General features: G+C 72.5%; 20 protein-coding genes and 1 pseudogene. 6 read left to right on the plus strand and 15 right to left on the minus strand.

The features are described from left to right. Nucleotides 1–3: 3 nt before the first annotated feature. Nucleotides 4–1,011, minus strand: a complete 1,008-nt coding sequence (locus LN251_RS10125; RefSeq protein WP_458244106.1) for a stage II sporulation protein M — start codon at nt 1,009–1,011, stop codon at nt 4–6. Nucleotides 1,012–1,139: 128 nt separating this feature from the next. On the opposite strand from LN251_RS10125, the gene LN251_RS10130 reads away from it, so the two are divergent. Beyond that, on the plus strand, nt 1,140–2,078 hold the full coding sequence (locus tag LN251_RS10130) for an RDD family protein (protein WP_458244107.1): 939 nt from the start codon (nt 1,140–1,142) through the stop codon (nt 2,076–2,078). 12 nt (nt 2,079–2,090) lie between these two features. Here LN251_RS10130 and LN251_RS10135 read toward each other — a convergent pair whose 3' ends face one another. From LN251_RS10135 to LN251_RS10175, 9 genes are all read right to left on the minus strand, one after another. Further along, on the minus strand, nt 2,091–2,705 hold the full coding sequence (locus LN251_RS10135; RefSeq protein ID WP_458244108.1) for a hypothetical protein: 615 nt from the start codon (nt 2,703–2,705) through the stop codon (nt 2,091–2,093). A gap of 102 nt (nt 2,706–2,807) precedes the next feature. Further along, complete coding sequence (gene ahcY / locus LN251_RS10140) at nt 2,808–4,265, minus strand: adenosylhomocysteinase (RefSeq protein ID WP_458244109.1); 1,458 nt, start codon at nt 4,263–4,265, stop codon at nt 2,808–2,810. Between the two features lie 279 nt (nt 4,266–4,544). Then, nucleotides 4,545–5,525 (minus strand): cation diffusion facilitator family transporter, encoded by a 981-nt coding sequence (locus tag LN251_RS10145; RefSeq protein WP_458244110.1) that lies wholly within the window; start codon nt 5,523–5,525, stop codon nt 4,545–4,547. Nucleotides 5,526–5,648: 123 nt separating this feature from the next. After that, on the minus strand, nt 5,649–6,800 hold the full coding sequence (gene manA / locus LN251_RS10150) for a mannose-6-phosphate isomerase, class I (protein WP_458244111.1): 1,152 nt from the start codon (nt 6,798–6,800) through the stop codon (nt 5,649–5,651). A gap of 70 nt (nt 6,801–6,870) precedes the next feature. Beyond that, a complete protein-coding gene (locus LN251_RS10155; protein WP_458244112.1) occupies nt 6,871–7,998 on the minus strand; it encodes an SIS domain-containing protein in 1,128 nt (375 codons plus the stop codon). Between the two features lie 141 nt (nt 7,999–8,139). Next, nucleotides 8,140–8,310 (minus strand): Trm112 family protein, encoded by a 171-nt coding sequence (locus LN251_RS10160; RefSeq protein WP_079078118.1) that lies wholly within the window; start codon nt 8,308–8,310, stop codon nt 8,140–8,142. Between the two features lie 310 nt (nt 8,311–8,620). Then, nucleotides 8,621–9,985, minus strand: coding sequence for a phosphomannomutase/phosphoglucomutase (locus LN251_RS10165; protein ID WP_458244113.1), 1,365 nt, complete (start codon nt 9,983–9,985; stop codon nt 8,621–8,623). 121 nt (nt 9,986–10,106) lie between these two features. After that, entirely contained in the window at nt 10,107–11,723 is a 1,617-nt protein-coding gene (locus LN251_RS10170) for an L-lactate permease (RefSeq protein ID WP_458244114.1), read from the minus strand. 149 nt (nt 11,724–11,872) lie between these two features. Next, on the minus strand, nt 11,873–12,292 hold the full coding sequence (locus tag LN251_RS10175; protein WP_458244115.1) for a DUF3499 domain-containing protein: 420 nt from the start codon (nt 12,290–12,292) through the stop codon (nt 11,873–11,875). A gap of 295 nt (nt 12,293–12,587) precedes the next feature. On the opposite strand from LN251_RS10175, the gene LN251_RS10180 reads away from it, so the two are divergent. Further along, nucleotides 12,588–13,040, plus strand: coding sequence for a metallopeptidase family protein (locus LN251_RS10180; protein WP_058924953.1), 453 nt, complete (start codon nt 12,588–12,590; stop codon nt 13,038–13,040). Between the two features lie 16 nt (nt 13,041–13,056). Here LN251_RS10180 and LN251_RS10185 read toward each other — a convergent pair whose 3' ends face one another. From LN251_RS10185 to LN251_RS10195, 3 genes are all read right to left on the minus strand, one after another. Continuing rightward, complete coding sequence (locus LN251_RS10185) at nt 13,057–14,571, minus strand: DUF5719 family protein (RefSeq protein WP_458244116.1); 1,515 nt, start codon at nt 14,569–14,571, stop codon at nt 13,057–13,059. After that, the gene (locus tag LN251_RS10190; RefSeq protein WP_458244117.1) at nt 14,568–18,212 is read right to left on the minus strand and encodes a glycosyltransferase; all 3,645 of its coding nucleotides are present in this window, start codon (nt 18,210–18,212) and stop codon (nt 14,568–14,570) included. Before LN251_RS10190 ends, LN251_RS10185 begins: the two co-directional genes overlap by 4 nt. A gap of 173 nt (nt 18,213–18,385) precedes the next feature. Further along, nucleotides 18,386–18,649, minus strand: a complete 264-nt coding sequence (locus LN251_RS10195) for a WhiB family transcriptional regulator (RefSeq protein ID WP_003990679.1) — start codon at nt 18,647–18,649, stop codon at nt 18,386–18,388. Nucleotides 18,650–19,318: 669 nt separating this feature from the next. Here LN251_RS10195 and LN251_RS10200 point away from each other — a divergent pair. The 4 genes and pseudogenes from LN251_RS10200 to LN251_RS10215 all read left to right on the plus strand — a co-directional run bounded on the left by LN251_RS10200 (nt 19,319) and on the right by LN251_RS10215 (nt 23,203). Continuing rightward, nucleotides 19,319–19,837, plus strand: a complete 519-nt coding sequence (locus LN251_RS10200) for a cysteine dioxygenase (RefSeq protein ID WP_458244118.1) — start codon at nt 19,319–19,321, stop codon at nt 19,835–19,837. Nucleotides 19,838–19,871: 34 nt separating this feature from the next. Beyond that, nucleotides 19,872–20,831: a 2-phospho-L-lactate transferase gene (gene cofD / locus LN251_RS10205; protein ID WP_458244119.1), complete on the plus strand. Its 960-nt coding sequence runs from the start codon at nt 19,872–19,874 to the stop codon at nt 20,829–20,831. Next, nucleotides 20,828–22,139: pseudogene (locus LN251_RS10210) on the plus strand (coenzyme F420-0:L-glutamate ligase). The gene cofD and the pseudogene LN251_RS10210 overlap by 4 nt, the downstream one beginning before the upstream one ends. A gap of 59 nt (nt 22,140–22,198) precedes the next feature. Next, complete coding sequence (locus LN251_RS10215) at nt 22,199–23,203, plus strand: DNA-3-methyladenine glycosylase family protein (RefSeq protein WP_458244120.1); 1,005 nt, start codon at nt 22,199–22,201, stop codon at nt 23,201–23,203. 174 nt (nt 23,204–23,377) lie between these two features. Here LN251_RS10215 and manB read toward each other — a convergent pair whose 3' ends face one another. Both manB and LN251_RS10225 read right to left on the minus strand, forming a co-directional pair. After that, nucleotides 23,378–24,460 carry a mannose-1-phosphate guanylyltransferase gene (gene manB, locus LN251_RS10220; RefSeq protein WP_458244121.1) on the minus strand — a complete coding sequence of 361 codons (1,083 nt, stop codon included), beginning with the start codon at nt 24,458–24,460 and terminating at the stop codon, nt 23,378–23,380. Nucleotides 24,461–24,622: 162 nt separating this feature from the next. Next, nucleotides 24,623–26,086 (minus strand): peptidoglycan recognition protein family protein, encoded by a 1,464-nt coding sequence (locus LN251_RS10225; RefSeq protein ID WP_458244122.1) that lies wholly within the window; start codon nt 26,084–26,086, stop codon nt 24,623–24,625. Nucleotides 26,087–26,191: the final 105 nt, after the last annotated feature.

Below are 26,191 nucleotides of genomic sequence, written 5' to 3' on the forward strand. Positions count from 1 at the left end.
ACATCAGGCCGCCGTCGGCACCGCGGCGCTTCGCTCGGCCGCCTCGACGTCCCCTGTCTCCCCTGCTCGGGCGGCTCGTCCGCCCAGCAGGAAGACGTAGGCCAGGAAGGTGAGCTCGGCGACGACTCCGATGCCGATGCGGGCCCAGGTGGGCAGACCGGACGGGGTGACGAAGCCTTCGATGGCGCCCGAGACGAAGAGGACCAGGGCGAGGCCGATCGCCATGCCGATGGCGGCACGGCCTTCCTCGGCCAGGGCCGTGCGACGGGTGCGCGGGCCCGGATCGACGAGGGTCCAGCCGAGGCGCAGCCCGGTTCCGGCGGCCACGAAGACAGCGGTCAGTTCGAGCAGGCCGTGGGGCAGGACGAGGCCGAGGAAGGTGTCGAGGCGGCCGGCGGACGACATCAGGCCGAAGCCGACGCCGAGGTTGAGCATGTTCTGGAAGAGGAGCCAGAGGACCGGCAGGCCCAGGAAAACGCCGAGGATCAGGCACAGGGCGGCGGCCCAGGCGTTGTTCGTCCAGACCTGGGCGGCGAAGGACGCGGCGGGGTGGCTCGAGTAGTACGTCTCGTACTGGCCCCCGGGGCGCGTGAGCTCCCGCAGCTCGTTGGGGGCCGCGATGGTGGCCTGGACGTCGGGGTGGGTGCCGATCCACCAGCCCAGGAGGACGGAGACGAGGGTGGAGAGAAGGGCGGTGGGCACCCACCAGCGGCGCGACCTGTAGACGGCCGACGGGAAGCCGTGGGTGAGGAAGCGGGTGACGTCTCTCCAGGAGGCGCGCCGTGTCCCCGTCACCGCGCTCCGCGCGCGTGCCACGAGTTGACTCAGGCGTCCGGTCAGCTGGGGGTCGGGCGCGCTGGACTGGATCAGGGACAGATGGGTCGCCGTGCGCTGATAGAGCGAGACGAGTTCGTCGGCTTCCGCGCCGGTGAGACGCCGTTGGCGTCCCAGGAGCGCGTCGAGGCGGTCCCATTCGGCTCGGTGGGTCGTGACGAAGACGTCGAGGTCCATCGGTTCGGCTGCTCCTCGGCTGTCGTCGCTGGCCCGTCGTTGATGTCAGCTTGTCGTACTGCGGCGCGATGCGCCCTCAGCTTGGCAGACTGGCCGCTGCGAGGGCAGACCAGGGAAGGGCGGCGGGCGTGAGTGAGCTGGTGACGGGTGAGGCGGTGGCGCTGGAGTTGCGCCCCGCGAGGCTGCCCAGCAGGGCGCTCGCGGTGTTGCTCGATCTGGTGGTGGCCATGGCCGTCTACGTCGTCGTGACCATCGCGCTGGTCGCCGCCACGGCCTCGCTGGATGACGCGGCGCAGTTCGCGGTGTCGATCGCGACCTTCGTGCTGTTGCTCGTGGGGGCACCGATCGCGGTCGAGACCCTCAGCCACGGGCGGTCCCTCGGGAAACTGGCGTGCGGGCTGCGGGTGGTGCGCGACGACGGCGGGCCGATCCGGTTCCGGCATGCACTGGTTCGGGGCGCGATCGGCGTGGTGGAGATCCTGATGACGTTCGGTGTCATCGCCTGTATCGCGTCGCTCGTGTCGTCGCGCGGACGGCGGCTCGGGGACGTCTTCGCCGGGACTCTCGTCGTACGGGAACGAGTGCCTGCCGCGCGCACGGGGTTTCTGCCTCCGCCTCCGCCGTGGCTGGCGGGACGGTTCGCGGAGCTGGATCTGTCCGCGGTTCCCGACGGGCTGTGGCTGGCGGTGCGTCAGTACCTGACGCGGATGCATCAGCTCGACCCGCAGGTGGGGTGGGCCATGGCGGAACGGCTGTCTTCCGACCTCACCGCTCGTACGGGCACTCCCGTTCCGCACGGTGTGCCGCCGACGGTCTATCTCGCCGCCGTGATGCAGGAGCGGCAGGCCCGCGAGGCGCGTCGGGCCGTCGGGAACGGTGCGGTGACCGGCCCTCCTCCGAGGGCGCCGTACGAGCCCCGGCCCGCCGAGCCGTCGTACCGGTCTCGTCCCACCGAGCCGCCGTACCAGCCCCGGCCTGCCGTGCCGGCGGACGCGCCGCCTGCCGAGCGTCCTGCGACGGAGGCCTCCGGGAAGAGCGGGTCGACCGGGTTCGTACCGCCGGCCTAGTCGAAGGCTCGGTCAGACGAAGGTCGACGGTGGTGACTCGAGGTGTTCCAGCTCGATGCCGGGCGCCGCGAGCACCACGTCCCCGGCGATGTGCACGGCGTGCTGCTCGCCCGTGTCCAGGGCTGTGACCTGGTATTCGTCCACGGTCAGAGGGCCGTTGTCAGTGGCGTGTGCTTCTCTGTTGCGCAAGGTCCAGGACTGGTCCACGGTGCGCGGGGCCAGGACGGGGTCCGTGAACGCGACGAGGCGTACGCGGGTCGCTGAGGCGGAAGGGGTGAGGCGCAGAAGACGGGTGAGGGCGATGAGGAACGCGGGGGACGTGCCGGTGAAGGCGTGGGCGCGCACATTGCCTTCCGTGGCGTGAGCTCCGGTGGAGTCCGTACGGACCCAGGTGACGCCGTCCAGCGCGGCGCCGCGCACCTGCCAGCCGGCGGCGTGGAGTTCCAGGCGGATGGGGCGGCCGAGTTCGTCGAGGGTGAGGTCGACGGAGCCGTGGTGGTCGCCCGCGGGGGTGGTCAGCTGGGAGACGTAGCGCCAGCCGGAAGGGCCGGGGGCGCAGTGGAAGTGCTCTTCTGCGAGGGGGGTGTGGTCGTGCGGATCGTGGAGCGAATAGCGGCCGCGGGGCATGAGGGTCCTGGATCTTGACGAGCCGGTCCGGCCTGCGGGTCACGGGACCGAAGGGGCAGGCCCCCGACACGGGGGTGCGGGGGCCTGCCTCGGAGGCGGTGCTCAGTAGCGGTAGTGGTCGGACTTGTAGGGGCCTTCGACCTCCACGCCGATGTACGCGGCCTGCTCGGGGCGGAGCGTGGTCAGCTTCACGCCGAGCGCGTCCAGGTGGAGGCGCGCGACCTTCTCGTCGAGGTGCTTGGGCAGCGTGTACACGCCGGTCGGGTACTCGTCGGGCTTGGTGAACAGCTCGATCTGGGCCAGGGTCTGGTCCGCGAAGGAGTTGGACATCACGAACGACGGGTGGCCGGTGGCGTTGCCGAGGTTCAGCAGGCGGCCCTCGGACAGCACGATGATGACCTTGCCGTCGGGGAAGGTCCAGGTGTGGACCTGCGGCTTGACCTCGTCCTTGACGATGCCGGGGACCTTGGCGAGGCCGGCCATGTCGATCTCGTTGTCGAAGTGGCCGATGTTGCCGACGATGGCCTGGTGCTTCATCTTGGCCATGTCCGAGGCCATGATGATGTCCTTGTTGCCGGTCGTGGTGATGAAGATGTCGGCCTTGTCGACGACCTCGTCCAGCGTCGTGACCTGGTAGCCGTCCATCGCCGCCTGCAGCGCGCAGATCGGGTCGATCTCGGTGACGATCACGCGGGCGCCCTGACCGCGCAGGGACTCCGCGCAGCCCTTGCCGACGTCGCCGTAACCGCAGACGACCGCCGTCTTGCCGCCGATGAGGACGTCGGTGGCGCGGTTGATGCCGTCGATCAGGGAGTGGCGGCAGCCGTACTTGTTGTCGAACTTCGACTTGGTGACGGCGTCGTTGACGTTGATCGCCGGGAACAGGAGGACGCCGTCGCGCTGCATCTCGTACAGGCGGTGGACGCCGGTGGTGGTCTCCTCGGTCACGCCGCGGATCTCGGACGCCAGCTGGGTCCACTTCTGGGGGTTCTCGCCCAGGGTGCGGTGGAGCAGCTGGAGGATGACGCGGTGCTCGTCGGACTCGGCGGTCTCCAGGCCGGGGACGGCGCCGTCCTTCTCGTACTCGACGCCCTTGTGGACGAGGAGGGTGGCGTCACCGCCGTCGTCGAGGATCATGTTCGGGCCGCCGGTGGGGCTGTCCGGCCAGGTCAGCGCCTGCTCGGTGCACCACCAGTACTCCTCCAGCGTCTCGCCCTTCCAGGCGAAGACGGGGATGCCCTGGGGGTTGTCGGGCGTGCCGTCCGGGCCGACGGCGATGGCGGCGGCCGCGTGGTCCTGGGTGGAGAAGATGTTGCAGGACGCCCAGCGGACCTGCGCGCCGAGGGCGGCGAGGGTCTCGATGAGCACGGCGGTCTGCACGGTCATGTGCAGGGAGCCGGTGACGCGGGCGCCGGCCAGCGGCTGGGCCTCGGCGTATTCCTTGCGGATCGCCATCAGGCCGGGCATCTCGTGCTCGGCGAGGGTGATCTCCTTGCGGCCGAACTCGGCCAGGGAGAGGTCGGCGACCTTGAAGTCCTGTCGGTTGTCGACAGTCGTCATTGCGAGCTGCTCCTCGGGGTTGGGGCGAGGTGGGTACGGCTGGTCTGCGCGGCGGCGGACACAGGGGTGCCCGAGAAGAGGACACAGGCATGCCCGCGTGCGCGCAGCGCAGTCCGTCGGAGGCCCTCTCTCCCTCGGTCGGTCCGCGGTGGGACCGCCCGACCGCCATCAGCAGCGACGTCTGGCTCCACTCCAAGCTACACCGGCCGGGCCGACCGCCCCAGTCCGCCTCCGAACAGATCGAGCCGATCGCGGTCCGGAAAGCGGGGGCCGAGCCTGTCAGTGGCCGGCCGGATGGGGCGCGGGGCCTCCGGGCGTGGCCTCCCGGTCCGGGCCCTTGGCGGCCTCGGACTCGCTGTAGATGTCGGGTTCGAGGTAGATCACGCGCGCGATGGGGACCGCGGCGCGGATGCGGGCCTCGGCGGCGTTGATGGCGGAGGCGACCTCCGCGGCCGTGTCGTCGTGCCGGACGGCGATCTTGGCCGCGATCAGCAGTTCCTCGGGGCCGAGGTGGAGCGTCCGCATGTGGATGATGCCGGTGACCGTGTCGCCGTCCACGACGGCTTCCTCGATCTTCCTGACCTCCTCGACGCCCGCGGCCTCGCCGAGCAGGAGCGACTTGGTCTCGGCGGCGAGGACGAGAGCGATGGAGACCAGCAGGACGCCGATGCAGACGGTGCCGATGCCGTCCCAGACGCCGTCGCCGGTGAGCAGGGCCAGGCCGACGCCGCCGAGGGCGAGGACCAGACCGATCAGCGCGCCGAAGTCCTCGAGCAGGACGACGGGCAGCTCGGGCGCCTTGGCGCGGCGGATGAACTGCGACCAGGACAGCTTGCCCCGCAGTTCGTTCGACTCCTTGATGGCCGTCTTGAAGGAGAAGCCCTCGGCGATGATCGCGAAGAGGAGGACGCCCACCGGCCAGTACCAGTGCTCCAGTTCGTGCGGGTGGCGGATCTTCTCGTAGCCCTCGTAGATGGCGAACATGCCGCCGATGGAGAACAGGACGATGGACACCAGGAAGGCGTAGATGTACCGCTCGCGGCCGTAGCCGAAGGGGTGCTGCGGGGTCGCCTCGCGCTGGGCCTTCTTGCCGCCGACCAGCAGCAGGAACTGGTTGCCGGAGTCGGCGAGGGAGTGGACCCCCTCGGCGAGCATCGAGGACGAGCCACTGAACGCGAACGCAACGAATTTCGATGCCGCGATCGCGAGGTTGGCGCCGAGTGCCGCCACGATCGCCCTGGTGCCGCCTGACGCGCTCATGTGTCCGCGTTGTCCCTTCGCCTTCGTACGTGTACGCCGTCCAGGGCCTTTGCCCGTCCTTTGCCGGTGGGCCATTGTTGCAGCCCGGACCGGCGACGGCTCGTCAGGTACCCACAACCCCGGTCATACGATCACAGTGGCGCGGAAGACCGTGCCCGCACCGGACACCTCGGCCTTCTCGCCCGCGGGGACGAACACGGAGGTCCCCGCGGTCAGTTCCTCCTCCCCCGCCCGTACCGAACCGGCCGTGCACAGCAGGATCTGCGGGGTCTCGCGGGTGAGGTCGTGGGGAGTGCCGCCCTCGGGCAGGACGTACCGCGACAGCCGGAACTCGTCGATCGGGGTCTCGTACACCTCCTCGCCGTCCGGGGACGCCTCGGGGCGCAGGACGCCCGGGTCGCTCGCCTCGAAACGGACGACGCGCAGGAGTTCGGGGACGTCGACGTGCTTGGGGGTCAGGCCGCAGCGCAGGACGTTGTCGGAGTTGGCCATGATCTCGACGCCGAGGCCGCTGAGGTAGGCGTGCGGGATGCCGGCGCCGAGGAAGAGCGCCTCGCCCGGCTGCAGGCGCACGTGGTTGAGGAGCATCGCGGCGATCACGCCCGGGTCGCCCGGGTAGTGGTGGGCGATCTCGGCGTAGGGGGCGTACGGGCCGCCCAGGCGGGCGCAGGCGGACGCGGCCTCGTGGACCGTGTGGCGCATCTCCTCCGGGTCGGCCGTGAGGATCGCGGTGAGGACCTCGCGCAGGGCCGCGTCCTCGGGGTGGGCGTGGAGCAGGTCGACGTAGGGCTTGAGGGAGTCGACGCCGAGGCCGTCGAGGAGTTCGGCCGCCCGCAGCGGATCGCGGAAGCCGCACAGTCCGTCGAACTCGGTGAGCGCGCAGATGAGTTCGGGCTTGTGGTTGGCGTCCTTGTAGTTGCGGTGGGGGGCGTCGACGGGGATGTTCCGGCGCTCCTCGTCCTCGTACCCCTCCTTCGCCTGCGCCAGGTCGGGGTGCACTTGGAGGGAGAGCGGGGCGCCCGCGGCGAGGATCTTCAGGAGGAACGGCAGGCGGGGACCGAACCGGGCGACGGCCTCGGGGCCCAGTTCCGTCTCCGGGGCCGCGTCGATCACCTCCACCAGGGTGCCGCGTGCGGTGCGCGAGGGGGCACCGGGGTGGGCGCCCATCCACATCTCCGCCTGGGGTTCACCGCTCGGTTCGACGCCGAGGAGGGCGGGGATGGCGGTGGTGGAGCCCCAGGCGTAGGGGCGGATGGTGTTGTCGAGGCGGTCCATGCGGTTCTCTCTGCCGGTCGATCGGTACGCGCGTGCGTGTACGGCGGTTTTCAGTGCGCAGGCGTCAAGATCAGGCCCCCGAGGCGAGCGCCAGGTAAACGGCGGCGAAATCCGTGATGGCGATCAGTTCGGCCAGGGTCTCCAGCTCGTCGCCGGGCTCCGGCTCGAGTTCGCTGATCGGTGTGTCGTGGCTGAGGGCCAGGTCACGGGCGGCCGGGGCGGCGGTGAGGCCGCCGATCGGGCGGTCGCGCAGCAGCACCACGCGCGCGTGCAGTGCGGCGGGCTCGTCCACCCGGTCGCGGAAGAAGTCGTCCGGGTCGGCGCTCGCGGCGAGCGGGCCGGCGAGCAGCGCGCTGTGCGCGGCGAGGGCCTCGGGGAGTTCCGCGACGACGGCGGGGGTGCCGGACAGTTCGGCGAGGGCCGCGGCGAAGCGGCGGCCGGCGGGGCCCGCGGAGACGCCCTCGGTCCAGACGATCGGCAGGGCGTCGGCGAGTTCGGCGGCGAGCGTCTTGGCGGGGTTGCTGTAGGTCGCGATGGCGGGCCCGCAGCGCTCGGCGACCTGGTCGAGGCGGTCGGCGACCTTCTCCACGGCGTCCGGCGGGGCGGAGAGCAGACCGGTGCGGTCCAGCAGCACGAGAAGGGGCGTGAGCAGCGCCCACAGCACGCCGGGGGCGGACGCGGCGAGCGGTTCGTCCTGCTCGTACGGGGCCGTCGCCATCGGTACGAAGAGGCCGTGGGCGCCCGCCACCGCCTCCACGAGCGGGGTGTGGGAGGGGGCGACGGCGACGACGGTGCAGCCGCGGCGGTAGGCCGACTCGGCGAGCAGGGACAGGCCCGGCTCGGAGCCGTCGGGAGTGGTGATCAGGAGCAGGTCGACCGAACCGGCCCAGCCCGGGAGCTCCCAGCGCAGGGCGCCTGCCGCGGGGGCCACGCCGGTCGGGGCGAGACGGATGACGGGGCTGCCGGGGCCGGCGAGGGTGCCGAGGAGGTCGGCGGCGCAGATGGCCGCGGCGCCGGGGCCCGCGATGAGGACGGCGCGGGGGCGGCCGTCCGGCTTGAGGTCGTTGACGCCTGCCTCGGCGGCGTGCCGGGCGGCGGTGCGGACGCGGGCGCCCGCCTCGGCGGCGCCACGCAGAAGGCCGCGGCGGTCGGCCTCCGAGAGGGCCTCGGGGGTGTCGAGCAGCGATTCGTCGAGCATGGGGCGGCAGCCTCCGATCGCCGGTCCCTGGGGGCGGCGGGCTTGGGGGGTGCGTGCGGCGGACGGTGTCCTGCTGCGGGGTCTGTTGTGGCGTCTTTCAGGGCGCGGTCGTGCTGCGCGGGTGGGGCGGTGTCTCGCGGGTCAGGCGGGGCGGCGGGCCTCGTCGACGAGGAGGACGGGGATGCCGTCGCGGACGGGGTAGGCCAGGCCGCAGTCCTGACCGGTGCAGATCAGCTCGGTGTCCTGCTCCTTGAGGGGGGCGTGGCAGGCCGGGCAGGCGAGGATCTCCAGGAGGCCGGATTCGAGCGGCATGGGGTGTCCCTTCGGGGCGGGTACGCGTGCGCGTGGCTGTGCGTCGGCTTGTGCGGATGTGCCTGGTCAGGGTACCGCCGTAGGGGGCGGCTCGGTGGGGGTTGGAGCGGGGGCGGGTGGGCGGTGGGCGTCGGGGGCTTTCTCGCCCCCGCCGCCCCTACCCGTCCCGTCCTTCAGGGGGCTCCGCCCCCTGGACCCCGGTCGGCCCTGAACGGGCCTTGTCCTCAAACGCCGGACGGGCTGGAATGCGCGGGCCTCGTCCTTGAACGCCGGACGGGCTGAAGAGCACCGGACGGGCCGAAAAGCGGCCTCATCCGCGGATGATCGCCAGGGCCTCGTCCCGGACCTTCGTCATCGTCGCCTCGTCGCGGGCCTCGGCGTTGAGGCGGAGGAGGGGTTCGGTGTTGGACGGGCGGACGTTGAACCACCAGTCGGTGGAGGTGACCGTCAGGCCGTCGAGCTCGTCCAGGGTGATGTCCTCGCGGCCGGTGTAGGCGGCCTTGATGGCGGCGACGCGGTCCGCCTGGTCGGCGACCGTGGAGTTGATCTCGCCGGAGCCCACGTAGCGGTCGTACTCGGCGACCAGGGCGGACAGGGGGCCGTCCTGGCCGCCCAGGGCCGCGAGGACGTGCAGGGCCGCCAGCATGCCGGTGTCGGCGTTCCAGAAGTCCTTGAAGTAGTAGTGGGCCGAGTGCTCGCCGCCGAAGATCGCGCCGGAGGTGGCCATCTCGGCCTTGATGAAGGAGTGGCCGACCCGGGTGCGGACCGGGGTGCCGCCGTGCTCCCGGACCACCTCGGGGACCGACCAGGACGTGATCAGGTTGTGGATGATCACGCCCTTGCCGCCGTTGCGCGCCAGTTCGCGTGCGGCCACCAGCGCCGTGACGGCGGACGGGGACACCGGCTCGCCGCGCTCGTCGACCACGAAGCAGCGGTCCGCGTCGCCGTCGAAGGCGAGGCCGAGGTCGGCGCCCTCCGCGCGGACGCGCTGCTGCAGGTCGACGAGGTTCGCCGGGTCCAGGGGGTTCGCCTCGTGGTTGGGGAACGTGCCGTCGAGTTCGAAGTACATCGGCACGAGGGTCAGGGGCAGGCCCTCGAACACCGTGGGGACGGTGTGGCCCCCCATGCCGTTGCCCGCGTCGACGACGACCTTCAGGGGGCGGACCGAGGTCAGGTCGACCAGGGAGCGGAGGTGGGCCGCGTAGTCGGCCAACGTGTCGCGCCGGGTGATCGTTCCCGACTCGGCGGCCGGTCGCGGAGCGCCCGACTCCGTCCACCGCTCGACGAGTTCACGGATCTCGGACAGGCCCGTGTCCTGGCCGACCGGTGCCGCGCCGGCCCGGCACAACTTGATGCCGTTGTACCGCGCCGGGTTGTGCGAGGCGGTGAACATCGCGCCCGGCAGGTCCAGCGCGCCGGAGGCGTAGTACAGCTGGTCCGTCGAGCACAGGCCGATCTCGGTCACGTCGGCGCCCTGCCCGGCCGCCCCACGCGCGAAGGCGCGCGACAGACCGGGGGACGAGGGCCGCATGTCGTGGCCCACGACGATCGCGCGTGCCCGGGTCACCTGGACGAAGGCCGCCCCGAAGAGCTCGGCCAGTGACTCGTCCCACTGGTCCGGGACCACCCCGCGCACGTCGTACGCCTTCACGATCTGTGACAGATCAGCAGCCACGGCCAACCCTCCTGGAGTCCTGTCGGTGGCCCCAAACTACCCGCACCGGACGGCCGTGCGGTGCACGGACGCCGAGCGGGTGCCTCAGCCGTAACCTCAGGTCAGAGCAGGGTAAGAACGCTCAGGGCAGCATCCAGTCCAGGACGGGCGAGCTCTGGCCGACGACGATCAGGCACATCACCAGCAGCAGCCCGGCGCTCCAGGGCAGCACCTTGCGCAGCAGGTCGCCCTCGCGGCCGGCGAGGCCCACGGCCGCGCACGCGATGGTGAGATTCTGGGGGGAGATCATCTTGCCCAGGACGCCGCCGGAGCTGTTGGCCGCCGCCAGGAGTTCGGGCGACAGCCCCGACTCACGGGCGGCGCTGACCTGCAGGGCTCCGAAGAGGGCGTTGGCCGAGGTGTCGGAGCCGGAGACGGCCACACCGAACCAGCCGAGGACGGGCGACAGGAAGGCCAGCCCGGCGCCCGCGGCCGCCACGAAGTGGCCGATGGTCGCCGCCTGCCCGGAGAGGTTCATGACGTAGGCGAGGGCCAGCACGGAGGTGACGGTGAGGATCGCGAAGCGCAGCTCGTGCACGGTCGCCAGCCATTCCTTGACGGCCACGCGCGCGTGCACCCCCAGCACCGCGGCCGTGCACAGCCCGGCGAGCAGCACGAGGGTGCCGCCGGTCGACACGACCGGCCAGGTGAAGACGTTGCCGCCGACCGGTTCGCCGTTCGGCGCGACGACGTCCAGGAAGGGCCAGTCGTACGTCTGCGTGGTCCGGGCCAGCCAGTCCTTGACGACGGGGATCTGCGCGACCGAGAAGATCACGACGATCAGGGCGTACGGGGCGTAGGCGCGCACGACCTCGCGGCGCGGGTCCTCCTCGTCGAGCTCCTCGCTGCGCGCACCGGTCAGCACGGACGCGCGTACCTCCTCCCTGGCGGCCACGCGCGCGTGCGGTACGGCGACCAGGGCGCCCGCGCCGACCAGGGAGGCGGCGATGTCGGCGAGTTGGGCGGAGACGTAGTTGGAGGCGGCGAACTGGGCGACGGCGAAGGCGACTCCGCACACCAGGGCGGGCACCCAGGTCTCGCGCAGCCCGCGCCGGCCGTCCACCAGCCGGACCAGCACGAGCGGCACCACCAGGGCGAGCAGCGGGGTCTGACGGCCCACCACGGAGGCCACGGTGTCCAGCGGCAGTCCGGTGACCTGAGCGAGCGTCACGACCGGCGTGCCCATCGCGCCGAAGGCGACCGGCGCGGTGTTGGCCACCAGGGCGACGACGGCGGCGCGCACCGGGTCGAAGCCGAGGGCGACGAGCATGACCGAGCAGATCGCGACCGGCGCGCCGAAGCCGGCGAGTGCCTCCAGGAGCGCGCCGAAGCAGAAGGCGACGACGAGTGCCTGGATGCGCGGGTCGTCGGAGAGGCGCCCGAAGGAGCGGCGCAGGATGTCGAAGTGCCGGGTGCGGACGGTCATCCGGTACACCCACAGGGCGTTGACGACGATCCACAGGATGGGGAAGAGACCGAAGACGGCGCCCTGGGCCGCGCTGGAGAGGGTCTGGCCCAAGGGCATGCCGTAGGCGAGCCGGGCGACCAGTACGGCCGCCAGAAGGCCCGTCAGGCCCGCGAGGTGCGCTTTCACGCGGAGACCGCCGAGCAGGATCAGGACGATCACCAGGGGCAGGGCGGCGACGAGGGCGGACAGGCCGAGCGAGCCGGCGACGGGTTCGAGTTTCTGGACGTACACGGGCGCCTCCCCGATTCCGTCATGCGGAAAGCGATTTCTCACTTCGGCTTACGGAATGGTCGTGTCCGCGCCAAGGTCGCGTCAATGGCCGTGCATCACTCGCATCGGCGTATGCATGACTCGCACCAGTGCAGGCGCGGAGAGGCGGGTCAGTTGTCCGGGGAGCGCAGCACTCGCAGGTGGCCCCGGCGCGCGACCTCCATGGGGTCCGCGGAGCGCGCCCCGCCGGCCTGGGCCGTCCGCTCCTGCGGACGGGCCGCCTCGCGCACCGCGTTGGCGAGGGCCTCCAGGTCGTCGCCGCTGGGGCGGGCCGGGGCGGAGCCGTCGAGGAGCCGGACGACCTCCCAGCCGCGCGGCGCGGTGAGGCGCTCGGAGTGCTCGGCGCACAGGTCGTAGCAGTGGGGTTCGGCGTAGGTGGCGAGCGGGCCGAGGACCGCGGTCGAGTCGGCGTAGACGTACGTCAGCGTCGCGACGGCGGGACGGCCGCAAGCGGTGCGCGAACAGCGACGTACAGGGCTCACGACGTTGGACGGTACCGCACTCTTGAGCGGGCCGCGACGACTCTCCACCAGGTCACTCCACCGTGTCGTGGTGTGAATCGCCCCACACACCCCTTTCGCCACACCTTGCTGACCAGGGCGGACGCACCCCCGCGCGCCGTCTCGCGCCCCACCGTCCGATCAACTCTCGGTACAAACACCGTCAATTGCCTCGACGTCGACGGTCTCGGAGAGATACGGAATCGAGCCGAACCTTGGCTGGAATGGTCAGCCTGTGACAGGCCGTACCCGGTGGCCGAACGGTGTCCGGGATGCCGTGTGGAGCCGGGCGGCCGGGCTCGGCGGGGACTACGCTTCACCAGTGATGGACAACCCCGTACCGCACCGTGCCGCCGGCCGCCCCGGGCCCCGCCGTCGTGACCGCCACGGCCGGGGCATGCGCGGCCCGATCGCACCGCCCCAGGTGCCGCTCGCCGCGAGCCGCGCCGACCTGTTCGCGGACCTGGTCCAGGACTCCGTGGAGCGGCTGGAGCGGCGCTGGCCGCAGCTCGCCGACATCGATTTCCTGGTCCTGGAGGTGCCGCGGCTGGACGGGCCCGGGCAGACCTGGAACGACGAGGCGGTGCCGCTGGGCGGCACGATCGCCGCGCGCGACGGACGCCCCGCGCGCGTGGTCGTCTACCGGCGGCCGGTGGAGATCCGCACCAAGGGACGCGACGAGCGGGCCGCCCTGGTGCACGAGGTCGTCGTGGAACAGGTCGCCGAGCTGCTGGGACTGACCCCGGAGACGGTGGACCCGCGGTACGGCGAGGACTGAGCCCCGCCGGCCGCCCTCACTTCTGCAGGACCGAAAGATCCTCGTCCGCCTGCGGCACCGACACCAGCCCCCGGTCGTCCGGCAGCGTCTGGATGGTGAAGCCGGGGACGCCGCCCTCCGTGGCCGACAGGGTCCGCGACGCGTACACCGGGCCGCCCGAGAGCGTCTCGACCGTCAGCGCGTACGTGCCCTTCGCGCCGTTCGGCACGGGAGCTTCGACGTCCTGGGTGGTACCGGCCTTGACGGTGTACGTCTTCGACACCGCCGAGCCGCCGTCGCTGCCCGCGGACGCGGTGACCTTCACCCGGGCGGTGCCGGTCGGCGCCGTGATCGACAGGGTGGAGCCCTTGCCGCTGTTGTCCGCCGACGTCGCGCGCGTGCCGACCGGGACCGTGGCCGGGAGGAAGGCCGTCTCCTGCTTGCCGGTCTTGCCGCGTACGACCTGCAGCGCCGCCACGACCGGCACCGCGCGGGCGGAGGGGGTCAGGACCAGCGAACCCGCCTCGCCGCGGGTGACGGCGCCGAGGTCGACCGCGCTCGTCATCCCTGCTCTGACGTGCAGCGTCTCGTTGCCGGCGGGCGTGATCAGCCCGGACGGGGAGGCGAGGCGCACCTTCAGGTCGGCGTCCGTGTCACCCGGCGTGAAGGCGATCAGACGGACCGACGTGGCGTCCTTGGGGATACCGGGCAGCACGAGGCTGCCGGCCGGTTCGGTGGCGGCCAGCCAGTCGCCGCCCGTCTTGTCGTCCAGGGCCTGTACGGCGGCGCCCACGCGCCCGCTGCGCACGTTCACGTGCACCGTGAGGTCCGTCTGCTTCTCGTCGGTCAGCGTGGACAGCAGGAGCGGGTCGCTGGAGTGCGGCGGGACGGTGATGCCCTCCCCCACCGTGGACTTCAGGGCGCCGTCCTTGCCGTACAGCTCGACATCCACGACGGCGGCCGAGTCGTCCGGGTTGGTCAGGTGGACGTAGTCGGTGCGGGCGGCGGCCGTGCTGGCCCCCGGGAACCAGAACTCCGTGTCCGCCGCGGAGCAGTTGACGCCCTGCAGGCCGCGCCCGGTGCCCGCCGCGACCTCGGTGGTCTCCTGCACCGTCCAGCCCGGCGCGAACTTCCCCTCGGCGGTGCCGATCAGCGCGGGAGCGTCGGCGCCGGAGGTGTCGCCCGTGACCGGGGTGCCGGGCTCCTTGGGCGTCAGGACCGGCTTGCCGGCCGCCTTCTTGCCCTTGCCCTTCTTGTCCTTGGTGCCCTTGCCGCCCGTCGCGCCGTCCGACCGCTCGGTCGCGGCCTGGAGTTGGGCCTTGCCCGCGCCTCCCGCGCCCTTGGTGACGGGCGTGTACGACGTGTACGAGGTGTCGGCGAGGTCGGAGGTGCTGGGCGCCGGGCACAGCAGTGTGGTGCGTTCCACGGGCAGTTCGGCCGCCGCCTTGGCGGGAGCCGCGCCGGAGGCGCCCGGCGCGGTGAGCGAGGCGACGCCCGTGATGGCGGCGAGGGCGGCCGTGCCGGCGATCAGGGAGAGGGTGGTGCGGTTCACTGCTGACTCCCGTCGGGACGCTCAGGGGCGTGCGGGTGCTGCTGCTCCGGGTCGTACGCGGGGTCGTAGCCCTGCTGCTGATAGACCGTCGGGTCGTACGTCTGGCCGTACCCGCCCTGGGAGTCGCCGTACGCGTACGGGTCGTACTGGCCGCCCTGGTACGGATCCGCCTGGTACGTCTGGTCGTACGCGCCGGCCGGGTACTGCTGGGCGCCCTGGTACTGCTCGTTGCCGTACGGGTCGTACCCGGCGTTCTGGTAGCTCGCCTGGTCCCACTCGCCGTACGACTGCTGCTGCGGTACCGCGACCGGGGGCTGCTCCGCCGGAGGAGCCGGGAACTCCTCCTCCGGGGTGCCTTCCTCGGCCTCCGACTGGGCGCGCAGGCGGCGGGCGCGGCGCCCCTCGCCCTCGACGGCCTGGGCGGGGATCGACGGCTCCTCGGGGAGGTCGTCGTCGACGTCGCGGCGCCGGCCGGGCAGGGCCATGACGACGAGGACGACGGCGAGGAAGCCCTGCGCCCACAGCCAGGCGGTGTGGGTGACGGGCTCGTCGTAGGTGACGTCCAGCCTGCCGCCGGAGGAGGGCAGTTCGAAGCCCTGGGCCCAGCCGTCGACCGTGGTGCGGGTGAGCGGCCTGCCGTCCAGGGTCGCCGTCCAGCCCTCGGCGGCGGTGTCGGCCAGCCGCAGGACGCGGCCGTCGGCTCCGGCCGGGACGGTGGTGTGGATGTCGACCGGTCCGGCGGCCACGGGCTGCGGGGCGCCGGAGCCGGAGGCGGCCACGATCGTCGCGCGGGCGACCTCCTGGTCGACCCGCCACAGGGCGCTGCCGTCCTGCTGGCTGAGGCGCGACAGGCCGGGCGTGGCGTCCAGGACGCGGGTGACCTCGCGCGGGGCGCCCTTGTGGACGAGGACGTAGCGCACGGCGAACTTGCCGAGCTGGTCGGACTGGTCGGCGCCGGAGCCGGCGACCAGGTTGGCGACGACCTTGTCGAGCGCGCTGTTCTCGCCGTCGGCCGCGGCGGCCTCGGCGTCGCCCAGGCGGGCACCGGAGCCGCGCACCAGGGTGTAGCCGACGTGCGCGGCGGAGTCGCTGTCCAGCACGAGCGTGCGGGCCTGGTCGCTGGTCCCGCTCTCCTCGGCGACGAACGCGGGCACCTGCGTGGGGTCGCGCCGCTCCACCGGTCCGTCGGCGCCGCCGATCATCCAGCCCGCGGCGACCAGCAGCGGACCGGCGAGCGAGGCGAAGGCGATCAGCGCGGCGACCGGCTGGCGCCAGCCGAAGCTCTGCTCCGCCACCCGCGCGCGTGCGCCGTCGGCGCCGAGGGCGGCGGCGGCGAGCAGGGCGATGCCGTAGACGAGAGTGGCCGGACCGGCCCAGGTCGAGTGGTTGGACAGCACGGCGAAGACCAGGCCGACCAGGGCGACCGCCCAGGCGGCCCGGATCGCGGACTGGCGTTCCGAGCGCATCAGGGCGGCCAGCGCGGCCAGGACGACGCCGATCAGCATCAGCCCGTCGACCGTGCCCGGCCCGCCGGGGCTCATGCCGAGCAGGTCCAGCGCGGTGGCGGCCGAGGGACCGTAGTCGAGTCCGGCCTCCTTGAAGAAGCCGAACGGCAGCAGCGTCAGCGACCAGGGCGCGAGGACCAGCAGGGGCGAGCCGAGCTGGGCCAGGAAGCGCAGCCCGTAGGCGGTGATGTCGGTGCGGCGCAGCGCCAGCACCGCGATGCCGAGGATCAGCGCGATCGGCCAGACGATCGGGGTGAAGGCCGTGGTGATGGTCAGCAGCAGCGCGTACGCCCAGGTGGCGCGCCAGCTGCCGCGAGCTCCGGAGGCGTTCGTGACGCCGCTGGCGGCGATGCCCGCGCGCGCGATGAGCGGCAGCAGGACGGCGAGGACGGCGGTGCCGATGCGGCCGCCGGCGAGCGCGCCGGTGGCGGCGGGCAGGAAGGCGTAGACCACGGCCGCCCAGGCGCGCAGCAGACGGGACTCGACCAGCGGGCGGGAGGCGAAGTAGGCGGTGAAGCCCGCGAGGGGCACCGAGCCGACCAGCAGGACCGTCATCGCGAGTCCGGTGGAGCCGAACAGCACGGAGGCCAGGGTCGCCACGATCGCCAGGTACGGCGGCGCGGACGGGGTGCCGCCGGCGCCGACGGCGTGCCAGGAGTCGGTGTAACGCGACCACAGCTCGCTCGCGTCGGCCGGGGCGGGCAGCAGGGCGCCGCCCGCGAGCGCGCCGCCGCCGAGCAGGGCGCGGCAGGCGACGAGGGAGACGAACAGCAGCACCAGGAAGAGCATCGGGCCCGGTTTGCGGGCGACGCGCTTGAGCCGGGCGAACTGCTCGATCTCCAGGAAGTCGGCGTCGTCGCCGCCCGGCCCGGACTCGACCGCGCCGCCGTGCCGTCCGGCGCCGGAGGTGGCGTCGGCGTCGGAGCTGCTGAAGAAGTTGCCCGCGACCTGTTCCACGGTGGCCCGCACGGTCGCGCCGGGCGGCGGGAACAGGGCGCGCAGCTCTCCCTTGTCGATCTGCGGGGCGCCGCGTCTGCGCCGTCCGGCGATGATCCGCTCGGGCCGCAGCAGGGTGCCCAGCAGGCCGCGGATCTCGTCGACGGCCTGTCCGGGGACCTTGCCGACGAGATAGGCGAGGGTGCGCAGGAGGGTGCCGAGCACGACGCGCAGCAGCACCCAGGGCAGCACGGCCGTACGCGAGTTGACGAACAGGGTGTAGACGGCGCCGGCCTTGTCGACCATGTGCGGGGAGGCGGCGCTGCGGCCGACGCAGTCGACGGTGCGGCGCTCCCGGGAGGCGGCCTCGGCGTGCCGGACGACCGCCTCGGGCGCGATCAGGACGCGCTGCCCGGCGGCGGTGGCGCGCCAGCACAGGTCGACGTCGTCGCGCATCAGCGGCAGCCGCTTGTCGAAGCCGCCGAGCGCCTCGAAGACGTCGCGCCGGACGAGCATGCCGGCGGTGGACACCGACAGCACCGGGCGGACGTGGTCGTGCTGGCCCTGGTCCTGCTCGCGGCGGTCCAGGCCGGTCCAGCGGCGGCCGGAGTGGGCGATGGAGACACCTACCTCCAGCAGCTGCCGCTTGTCGTACCAGCCGCGCAACTTGGGGCCGACGACGGCCACGTCGTCGCGGCCGAGCTCCAGTTCGTTCTCCACGACCCGCAGCAGCTGGGCCAGGGCATCGGGGTCGGGGGCGCAGTCGTCGTGCAGCAGCCACAGCCACTGGACGGGCTCGCCGTGCGGCAGCTCCGGCAGGTCGTAGGCGTCGTCGCGCCAGGTGCGCGTGACGGGGTCCCAGCCGCTCGGCCGCTTCAGGTACGGCAGTTCCTCCGGGGTCAGCACGGGCGCGGTCCGCACCGCCTCCTCGACGGCCTGGCCGAAGCCGGTGCGGCGGGCCAGGTGCAGCACCCGGTCGGCGCCGAGGGCGTCGGTGACCAGCTGGGCGGAGGCGTCCGCGCTGCCGGTGTCGGCCGCGACCATGTACTGGACGGGGCGCTCCTGGCCGAGCAGCCCGGCGAGCGCGTCGGGCAGCCAGCGGGCGCCGTCGTGGGAGACGAGCACCGCCGTCACCACGTGACGCGGGAACTCTGGAGTGGCAGCGGGATTGTGGGCTGCCGTGTGGCTGTGCACGGACATCGAGGTACGGGCCCCGGTTCGGTGGACTGCGGTGGACGTCTGTGCCCCGTGGGGGCGGCGAGGCGTCTCGGACGAGCGACCACACTATCGGCTGGGCAGCACAGCGGCCCGCCGCCTGTGGATAACCCACCTGCGACGGGCCGTTCGCTGGATGTGGAGCGGGAGGTACGGGGTCAGACGGCGGCCTTCTTCAGCCTGCGCCGCTCCCGCTCGGACAGACCGCCCCAGATGCCGAAGCGCTCGTCGTTGGCGAGGGCGTACTCGAGGCACTCGGAGCGCACCTCGCAGGAGAGGCAGACCTTCTTGGCCTCCCGGGTGGAGCCGCCCTTCTCGGGGAAGAAGGACTCGGGGTCGGTCTGGGCGCACAGCGCGCGCTCCTGCCAGCCGAGTTCCTCGTCCGCGTCGTCGACCAGCAGTTGCTGCACCAGCTCGGTCATGTGCGCCCCTCGTCTGTCTTTCGCGTCCCCGTGATGTAGCCGTTACCGTTCTCGGCTGAACGACACGAGTGAAATTACAAGTGTGCTGCTCCGGGCGAGTCAAGCCGAGATCTGCTATTGGGCCCCTTATTCACTCTGCGGAACCAAGGCTATGCGGAAAGTGTTCAAATCGGCATAAACCTTGACATGCAGATGAGGCCCGGGAGGGCCGTGGACCCCTTGCAGAGCCTTCACGGGAAAGGACGCCCGGATGTTCGATCCCGTTCCACGCGCCCCACGAAGCGACCCGGATCACGTTCGGATCACGAGATCGCAACGAGGCCTGACGCGCGGTTGTGCGCCTTGTGTCCCGGTCCCCCGCTGAACAAACCTTTCATCACCCAGATGGACCGGATGAGGTGAAAGCCGTCCCACATACCGGGTGTCGAGTTGACACTGAAGGTGTGAACCGCTGTCCTTGTGGGCATGCTCGCGAACTCGGCACTGACCTCGACCCGCACCGCCGGGTCCCACGGTGCTGCCCGCGCTCGCTGTAGCTGTTGCTGTCCCAGCTGTTGAGCCTGCCCGATCGCTCCAGCTGAGAACCGAGCCGCTCCGCGGCTCGGTTTCGTGTTTCTCCCCCGCCGCTCGTTCCCTCTGTCCTTCTTTCACCGAGGAACCACCGCACCCATGAACAGCGACAACGACCTCCAGATCGCCGGCGACATCCTCGAGGTCCAGCACCTGCTCCAGCCGCCGCGCGAGCACCCGGCCACCGTGGCCGAGTTCGTGGGCCTCGCCCGCTCCGTCGCCGCCGACCGCTCCGCGTGGGAGCACCTCGTCCGCTACGACGCGACGACCCGCTGGTACCACCGCCTGCGCACGGGCCCCGGCTACGAGGTGTGGCTGCTGTCCTGGGTGCCGGGCCAGGGCAGCGGACTGCACGACCACGGGCGCTCGTCGGGCGTGCTGACCGTCCTGGAGGGGACGCTGACCGAGCGGACCGAGCGGGGCACGCGCGCGCTGGCGGCCGGCGCGCAGCGCGTGTTCGCGCCGGGCTATGTGCACGAGGTCGTCAACGACACGCTGGAGCCGGCCATAAGCCTGCACATCTACTACCCCGGCCTGACCGACATGCCCATGCACACCGCTCCCCACTGCGACGCGCGCACGGAGTCGGCGGCGCGGACCCGTCCGGTGACTGCCTGACGCGTTGTCGTACCCGCCTGCAACACTGAGAGACATGCGCATCGTGGTTCTGGCAGGCGGCATCGGTGGTGCCCGGTTCCTGCGCGGTCTGAAGAAGGCCGCGCCGGACGCGGACATCACCGTCATCGGCAACACCGGGGACGACATCCACCTCTTCGGGCTGAAGGTCTGCCCGGACCTCGACACGGTGATGTACACGCTCGGCGGCGGCATCAACGAGGAACAGGGCTGGGGGCGTGCCGACGAGACCTTCCATCTGAAGGAGGAGCTCGGGGCGTACGGCGTGGGCCCGGAGTGGTTCGGGCTCGGCGACCGCGACTTCGCCACCCACATCGTGCGGACCCAGATGATCGGCGCCGGATACCCGCTCAGCGCGGTCACCCAGGCGCTGTGCGACCGCTGGCAGCCGGGCGTGCGGCTGATCCCGATGACCGACGACCGCGTCGAGACGCATGTGGCCGTGGAGATCGACGGCGAGCGCAAGGCCGTGCACTTCCAGGAGTACTGGGTGCGGCTACGCGCCTCGGTGCCGGCCGAGGCGGTCGTGCCGGTGGGCGCCGAGCAGGCGAAGCCGGCGCCGGGCGTGCTGGAGGGGATCGCCGAGGCGGACGTCGTGCTGTTCCCGCCGTCGAACCCGGTCGTGTCGGTGGGCACCATCCTCGCGGTGCCCGGCATCCGGGAGGCGATCGCGGAGGCCGGGGTGCCGGTGGTGGGCCTGTCCCCCATCGTCGGCGACGCGCCCGTGCGCGGGATGGCCGACAAGGTGCTCGCGGCCGTCGGAGTGGAGTCGAATGCCGCCGCGGTGGCCGAGCACTACGGCTCCGGAATGCTCGACGGCTGGCTCGTCGACACCCGGGACGCGGACGCCGTGCAGCGCGTGGAGGCTGCGGGCATCCGCTGCCGCGCGGTGCCCCTGATGATGACCGACCTCGACGCGACCACGCGGATGGCGCGGGAGGCGCTGGCGCTGGCCGAGGAGGTGCGGGCGTCGTGAGCGCGGCGCCCGCCGAGGGCTACCGCGTCTGGGCCGTGCCGGGGCTGCCCGAGGTGCAGCGCGGGGACGATCTCGCCAAGCTGATCGCCGACGCCGAGCCGCACCTGGCCGACGGGGACGTGCTGCTGGTCACCTCGAAGATCGTCTCCAAGGCCGAGGGACGCCTCGTCGCCGCCGACGACCGGGAGGCCGCGATCGACGCCGAGACCGTACGGGTCGTGGCGCGGCGCGGGACGCTGCGGATCGTCGAGAACCGGCAGGGCCTGGTCATGGCCGCGGCCGGGGTCGACGCCTCCAACACCCCCGCCGGCACCGTGCTGTTGCTGCCCGAGGACCCGGACGCCTCCGCCCGCGCGATCCGCGACGGCCCTGCGGGACGCCCTCGGCGTGCGCGTGGGCGTCGTCGTCACCGACACCTTCGGACGACCGTGGCGCTCGGGCCTCACCGACGTCGCGATCGGCGCCGCCGGGGTGCGGGTGCTCGACGATCTGCGCGGGGGCACCGACGCCCACGGCAATCCGCTGGGCGCGACCGTCGTGGCCACGGCCGACGAACTGGCCGCCGCCGGCGACCTGGTCAAGGGCAAGGCGGCCGGCCGCCCGGTCGCCGTCGTGCGCGGGCTGCCGCACGTCGTGGCCGACGAGGACGGGGAGGGGGCGCGGGCCATGGTGCGCGGTGCGCGCGACGACATGTTCCGGCTGGGGACCTCCGAGGCGGTACGGGAGGCGGTGGCCCAGCGCCGTACCGTACGGGCGTTCACCGACGAGCCCGTCGACCCCGGGGCGGTGCGGCGGGCGGTCGCGCTGGCGGTCACCGCGCCGGCGCCGCATCACACGACGCCGTGGAGGTTCGTGCTGCTGGAGTCCGAGGAGTCGCGGGTCCGGCTGCTGGACGCCATGCGCGAGGCGTGGATCGCCGATCTGCGGCGCGACGGCAAGAGCGAGGAGTCCATCGCCAAGCGGGTACGGCGCGGCGACGTGCTGCGCAACGCGCCGTATCTGGTCGTGCCGTGCCTGGTGATGGACGGGTCGCACACGTACGGGGACGCGCGACGGGACGGGGCCGAGCGGGAGATGTTCGTGGTCGCCGCGGGCGCCGGGGTGCAGAACCTCCTGGTCGCGCTCGCCGGGGAACGGCTGGGGTCGGCGTGGGTGTCGTCGACGATGTTCTGCCGGGACGTGGTGCGGAAGGTTCTGGGGCTGCCGGAGGGCTGGGACCCGATGGGGGCGGTGGCGGTGGGGCATCCGGCCGAGGAGCCGCGGCCGCGGCCGGCCCGGGAAGCGGACGCTTTCATCGAGGTGCGGTGACGGGCGCGTGAGTACGCCTACCCTCGTGGGGACACCCGGGGACCTCTAGGACATCTTTCGTGGCAGGACGCTTCTCTCCGCGGCCCACTCGTACGACCGTGCGGGGCGGGCATGTCGGCGTGCCCGCGGGGGTGCCCCGGCAGGCCGAGGCGGGCGGGCGCGTACGGACCGTCGTGCCCGATGGACCGCTCGACCTCGGGCTGGTGCTGGGGCCGTTGCGGCGCGGGCCCGGCGATCCGACGTTCCGGGCGATGCCCGACGGGTCGGTGTGGCGGGCCACGCTCACGCCCCTCGGGCCCGGCACGCTGCGGGTCTCCGTGGCGGGCGGGGCGGTGCGCGGGGAGGCCTGGGGGCCCGGGTCCGAGTGGCTGCTGGACCGGCTGCCGGAGCTGCTGGGCGGGGCCGACGAGCCGGAGGCGTTCGTGCCGCGGCACCGGGTGGTCGCTTCGGCGTGGCACCGGCGGCGGGGGCTGCGGCTGACGCGGACCGGGCTGGTGCTGGAGTCGTTGATCCCGTCCGTGCTGGAGCAGAAGGTCACGACCGACGAGGCGTACCGGGCGTGGCGGTTGCTGGTACGGAAGTTCGGGGAGCCGGCGCCCGGGCCCGCGGCCGGGGGGCGGCTGTGGGTGATGCCGGCGCCGCGGACGTGGGCGTTGATCCCGTCGTGGGAGTGGCACCGGGCCGGGGTCGACAACAAGCGGGCGTCGACGATCCTGCGGGCCGTGCGGGTGGCGGGGCGACTGGAGGAGGCCGTCGGGATGTCGCCCGAGAAGGCGCAGGCGCGGTTGGAGGTCGTGCCGGGGATCGGGCCGTGGACCTCGGCGGAGGTCGTGCAGCGCAGTCATGGGGCGACGGATGCGGTGACCGTGGGGGATCTGCATCTGCCGGGGATCGTGGGGTGGGCGCTGGCGGGGGACCGGGATGCGGATGACGGCGTCATGCTGAAGCTGTTGGAGCCTTATGCCGGGCAGCGGCATCGGGCCGCTCGGTTGATTCTGCTGAGTGGGCGTACGCCGGCTCGGCGGGCGCCGAAGATGCCTCGCGGCGACATCGGGAAGTTGTGAGGGGCGGTTCCGTTTGCGCCGCCCAGGTACCAGGGGGCTCCGCCCCCCAGGACCCCCGTCGGCCCTGAACGGGCCTCGTCCTCAAACGCCGGACGGGCTGGATTGGCGGGCCTGCGCCCAGCCGAACCGCCCGACAGGCCGAAGGGAATCCGCCGGCGCCCAGCCGTGCTGCCGTTACTGGTCCGATGAGAAGCGGAGTGCTCCTGCTGGGATTTGGGCGTCGCACCAGACCCGTACGCCGTGGCGGAGTTCGTTGTCGGGGCCGATGATCGCGCCGTCGCCGATGACCGTGCCGGTGAGGACGGAGCGTTCGCCGACGCGGGCGCGGGTGCCGATGAGGGAGTCGGTGATGACCGCGCCGGGTTCGATGACGGCACCGGGCAGGATGGTCGAGCCGAAGACGCGGGCGCCCTCGGCGACGAAGGCGCCCTCGCCCACCACCGTGCCGCCGGTCAGTTTGGCGTCGGGGGCGACCCTGGCCGTGGGAAGGACGAGTCGGTCCCCGCAGCGGCCGGGGACGGCGGGCGACGGGGCGCGGCCGAGGACCAGGTCCGCGGAGCCCCGTACGAAGGCGGCCGGGGTGCCGAGGTCCAACCAGTAGGTGGAGTCGACCATGCCCTGGAGGTGGGCTCCGGCGGACAGCAGGCCGGGGAACGTCTCCCGTTCCACCGAGACCGGGCGGCCCGCCGGGATCGTGTCGATGACCGAGCGGCGGAAGACGTACGCCCCCGCGTTGATCTGGTCGGTGACGATCTCCTCGGGGGTCTGCGGCTTCTCCAGGAAGGCGAGGACGCGGCCCGTGTCGTCGGTGGGGACCAGGCCGTAGGCGCGCGGGTCGGTGACCTTCGTCAGGTGCAGGGAGACGTCCGCGCCGGAGGTCTCGTGGGTCCGCACCAGGCGGCGGATGTCCAGCCCGGTCAGGATGTCGCCGTTGAAGACCAGCACCGGCTCGTCCGGGCCGGAGTGCAGGCGGGCGGCGACGTTGCGGATCGCGCCGCCCGTGCCCAGGGGCTCCTTCTCGGTGACGTACTCGATGTGCAGGCCCATCGAGGAGCCGTCGCCGAAGTACGGCTCGAAGACCTCGGCCAGGTAGGAGGTGGCGAGGACGATGTGGTCCACGCCCGCCGCTCTGGCTCTCGCCAGTTGGTGTGTGAGGAAGGGGACGCCCGCCGCCCGGACCATGGGCTTCGGCGTGTGCACCGTGAGCGGACGCAGCCGCGTTCCCTTGCCGCCGACCAGGAGGATCGCTTCTGTCACCTGTCGTCTCTGCTTCCTGCCGGGACCGGCCGAAATGTCCTTCGGCCGGCCAGTGTATGCAGATCGTCGTGCGACGCCTTCGACGACTCGGCGGCGTTTCGTGGTTCCGCCCCTCGTCCCCCGACGGCGGTGAATGCGACCCTTTTCTCCCGCTCTCCCGCCCTACCTGCCCTGGTAACGGGCAGCGGTCGTGCGGGCGGTGCCGAGTTTGCGGTAGAGCTGCCGGCCCGGGCAGTCCGTGGCGAAACCGTCACGATGTCCGGAGATCACATTCAGTCGTACGCTCTTTCCCTTTCGGTAGAGATTGCCACCACCCGACTTCAGATATGTCTTGCCGCGCGGGTTGGCTCCGTACAGACCGAGTTTCCAGGCCGTGAGCCGGGCGATGGCCTTGAGGGCCGCCGCCGGGGGCTTCGCGGAGCCGAAGCTTCCGAGGACCGCGATCCCCATGCTGTTGGTGTTGAAGCCGAGGGTGTGCGCGCCCAGTACGGGCTTGGCGACGCCTCCGGCCCGGCCCTCGTAGATGTTTCCGCACTTGTCGACGAGGAAGTTGTAGCCGATGTCGCGCCAGCCCATGCTCTTGACGTGGTAGCGGTAGATACCGCGGATGACGGAGGCCGCCTGGGAGCAGCGGTACCCGTTGCCGGAGGCGGTGTGGTGCACGAAGGCCGCCTTGACCTTCTTCGTGTAGACGAATCCCCGGTCGCGCAGGCTCTCGTCGGCGCCCCAGCCGCGGCGCGTGATGATACGCGGGCGCGGGCCGATGAAGGGGTTGGTCCGCTGGATTTCCGTCAACTCGCCGCCGCGCAGGGTGCGTTGTTCGTCTTCCGTCGCGGCCCTGCCCAGCTTCGGGATCTCCGTGGCGCCGAGCGGGGCGAGTTCGGCGTTGGCGGCCGAGGCGGTCAGCGACTCGGCGCCGAGGCCGCGGGTGCCGGGGGCGTCGGCAGTGTTGGCGGCGTCGGCTTCGATGCCTCTTTGGGCGGGCGGGGGCACGGCGCGCGAAGCCGTCTGCGAGCCGGGGTCCACGAGTTCGAGGCGGAGCCCGGCGGGGAGCGGGGCGAAGGCGGTCGCGGTGCGGGTGCCGCGGGCGGTGTCGTCGGTACGGCGTTCACCCTCGGCGCGTACGCGGACGTCGACCCCGTCGGAGTCGCCCACCCACAGCGGTGCCGTGGAGCCGCGGACGTGGCCCGAGGTGCGCTCGGCGGCGTCCGGGTCGGCGCCGTCGTCGTTGTGCGTCTGAAGGTCCTGCCAGCCGGACCAGGTGCCGGTGCCGGACGCGCGGGTGCGGACCTGGACGCGGCCGTGCAGCACGGCGTCCGGGTCGTTCCAGACGACGCCGACGAGGGAGAAGGGCCGTACATGCCCGCGGGACAGGCCCTGTTCGGGGACGGCCGGACCGATGGCGCGGTCGCGGGTGAGGGGGGCCAGGGGCAGGGACCGGGTGCTGCCGGGGAGGGCGGCAGGGTTCTGGACGGCCTGGCGGACCGCCGTCGGCGCGGGTCTGGCTCCGCTGTTCGCCCCGCTCGGCGACGCCGCGGCCGCGGGCGGGGCGAGCGGGAGGACGAGGGCGGCCGCACAGGTGACGCCGATCGAGGAGGCGAGGGAGGAGACAAGGAGTCCACGCATGTCGCTGATGTTGGACATGGTCATATTTGTCTGTCCATTCGGGAGCTGACGGGCCGTCGACTCCCGTTCCGCCGAACCGGTGGTGCGGCCGCGCGCCGCGCCGGG

Source organism: Streptomyces sp. MAI_2237 (assembly GCF_054189285.1).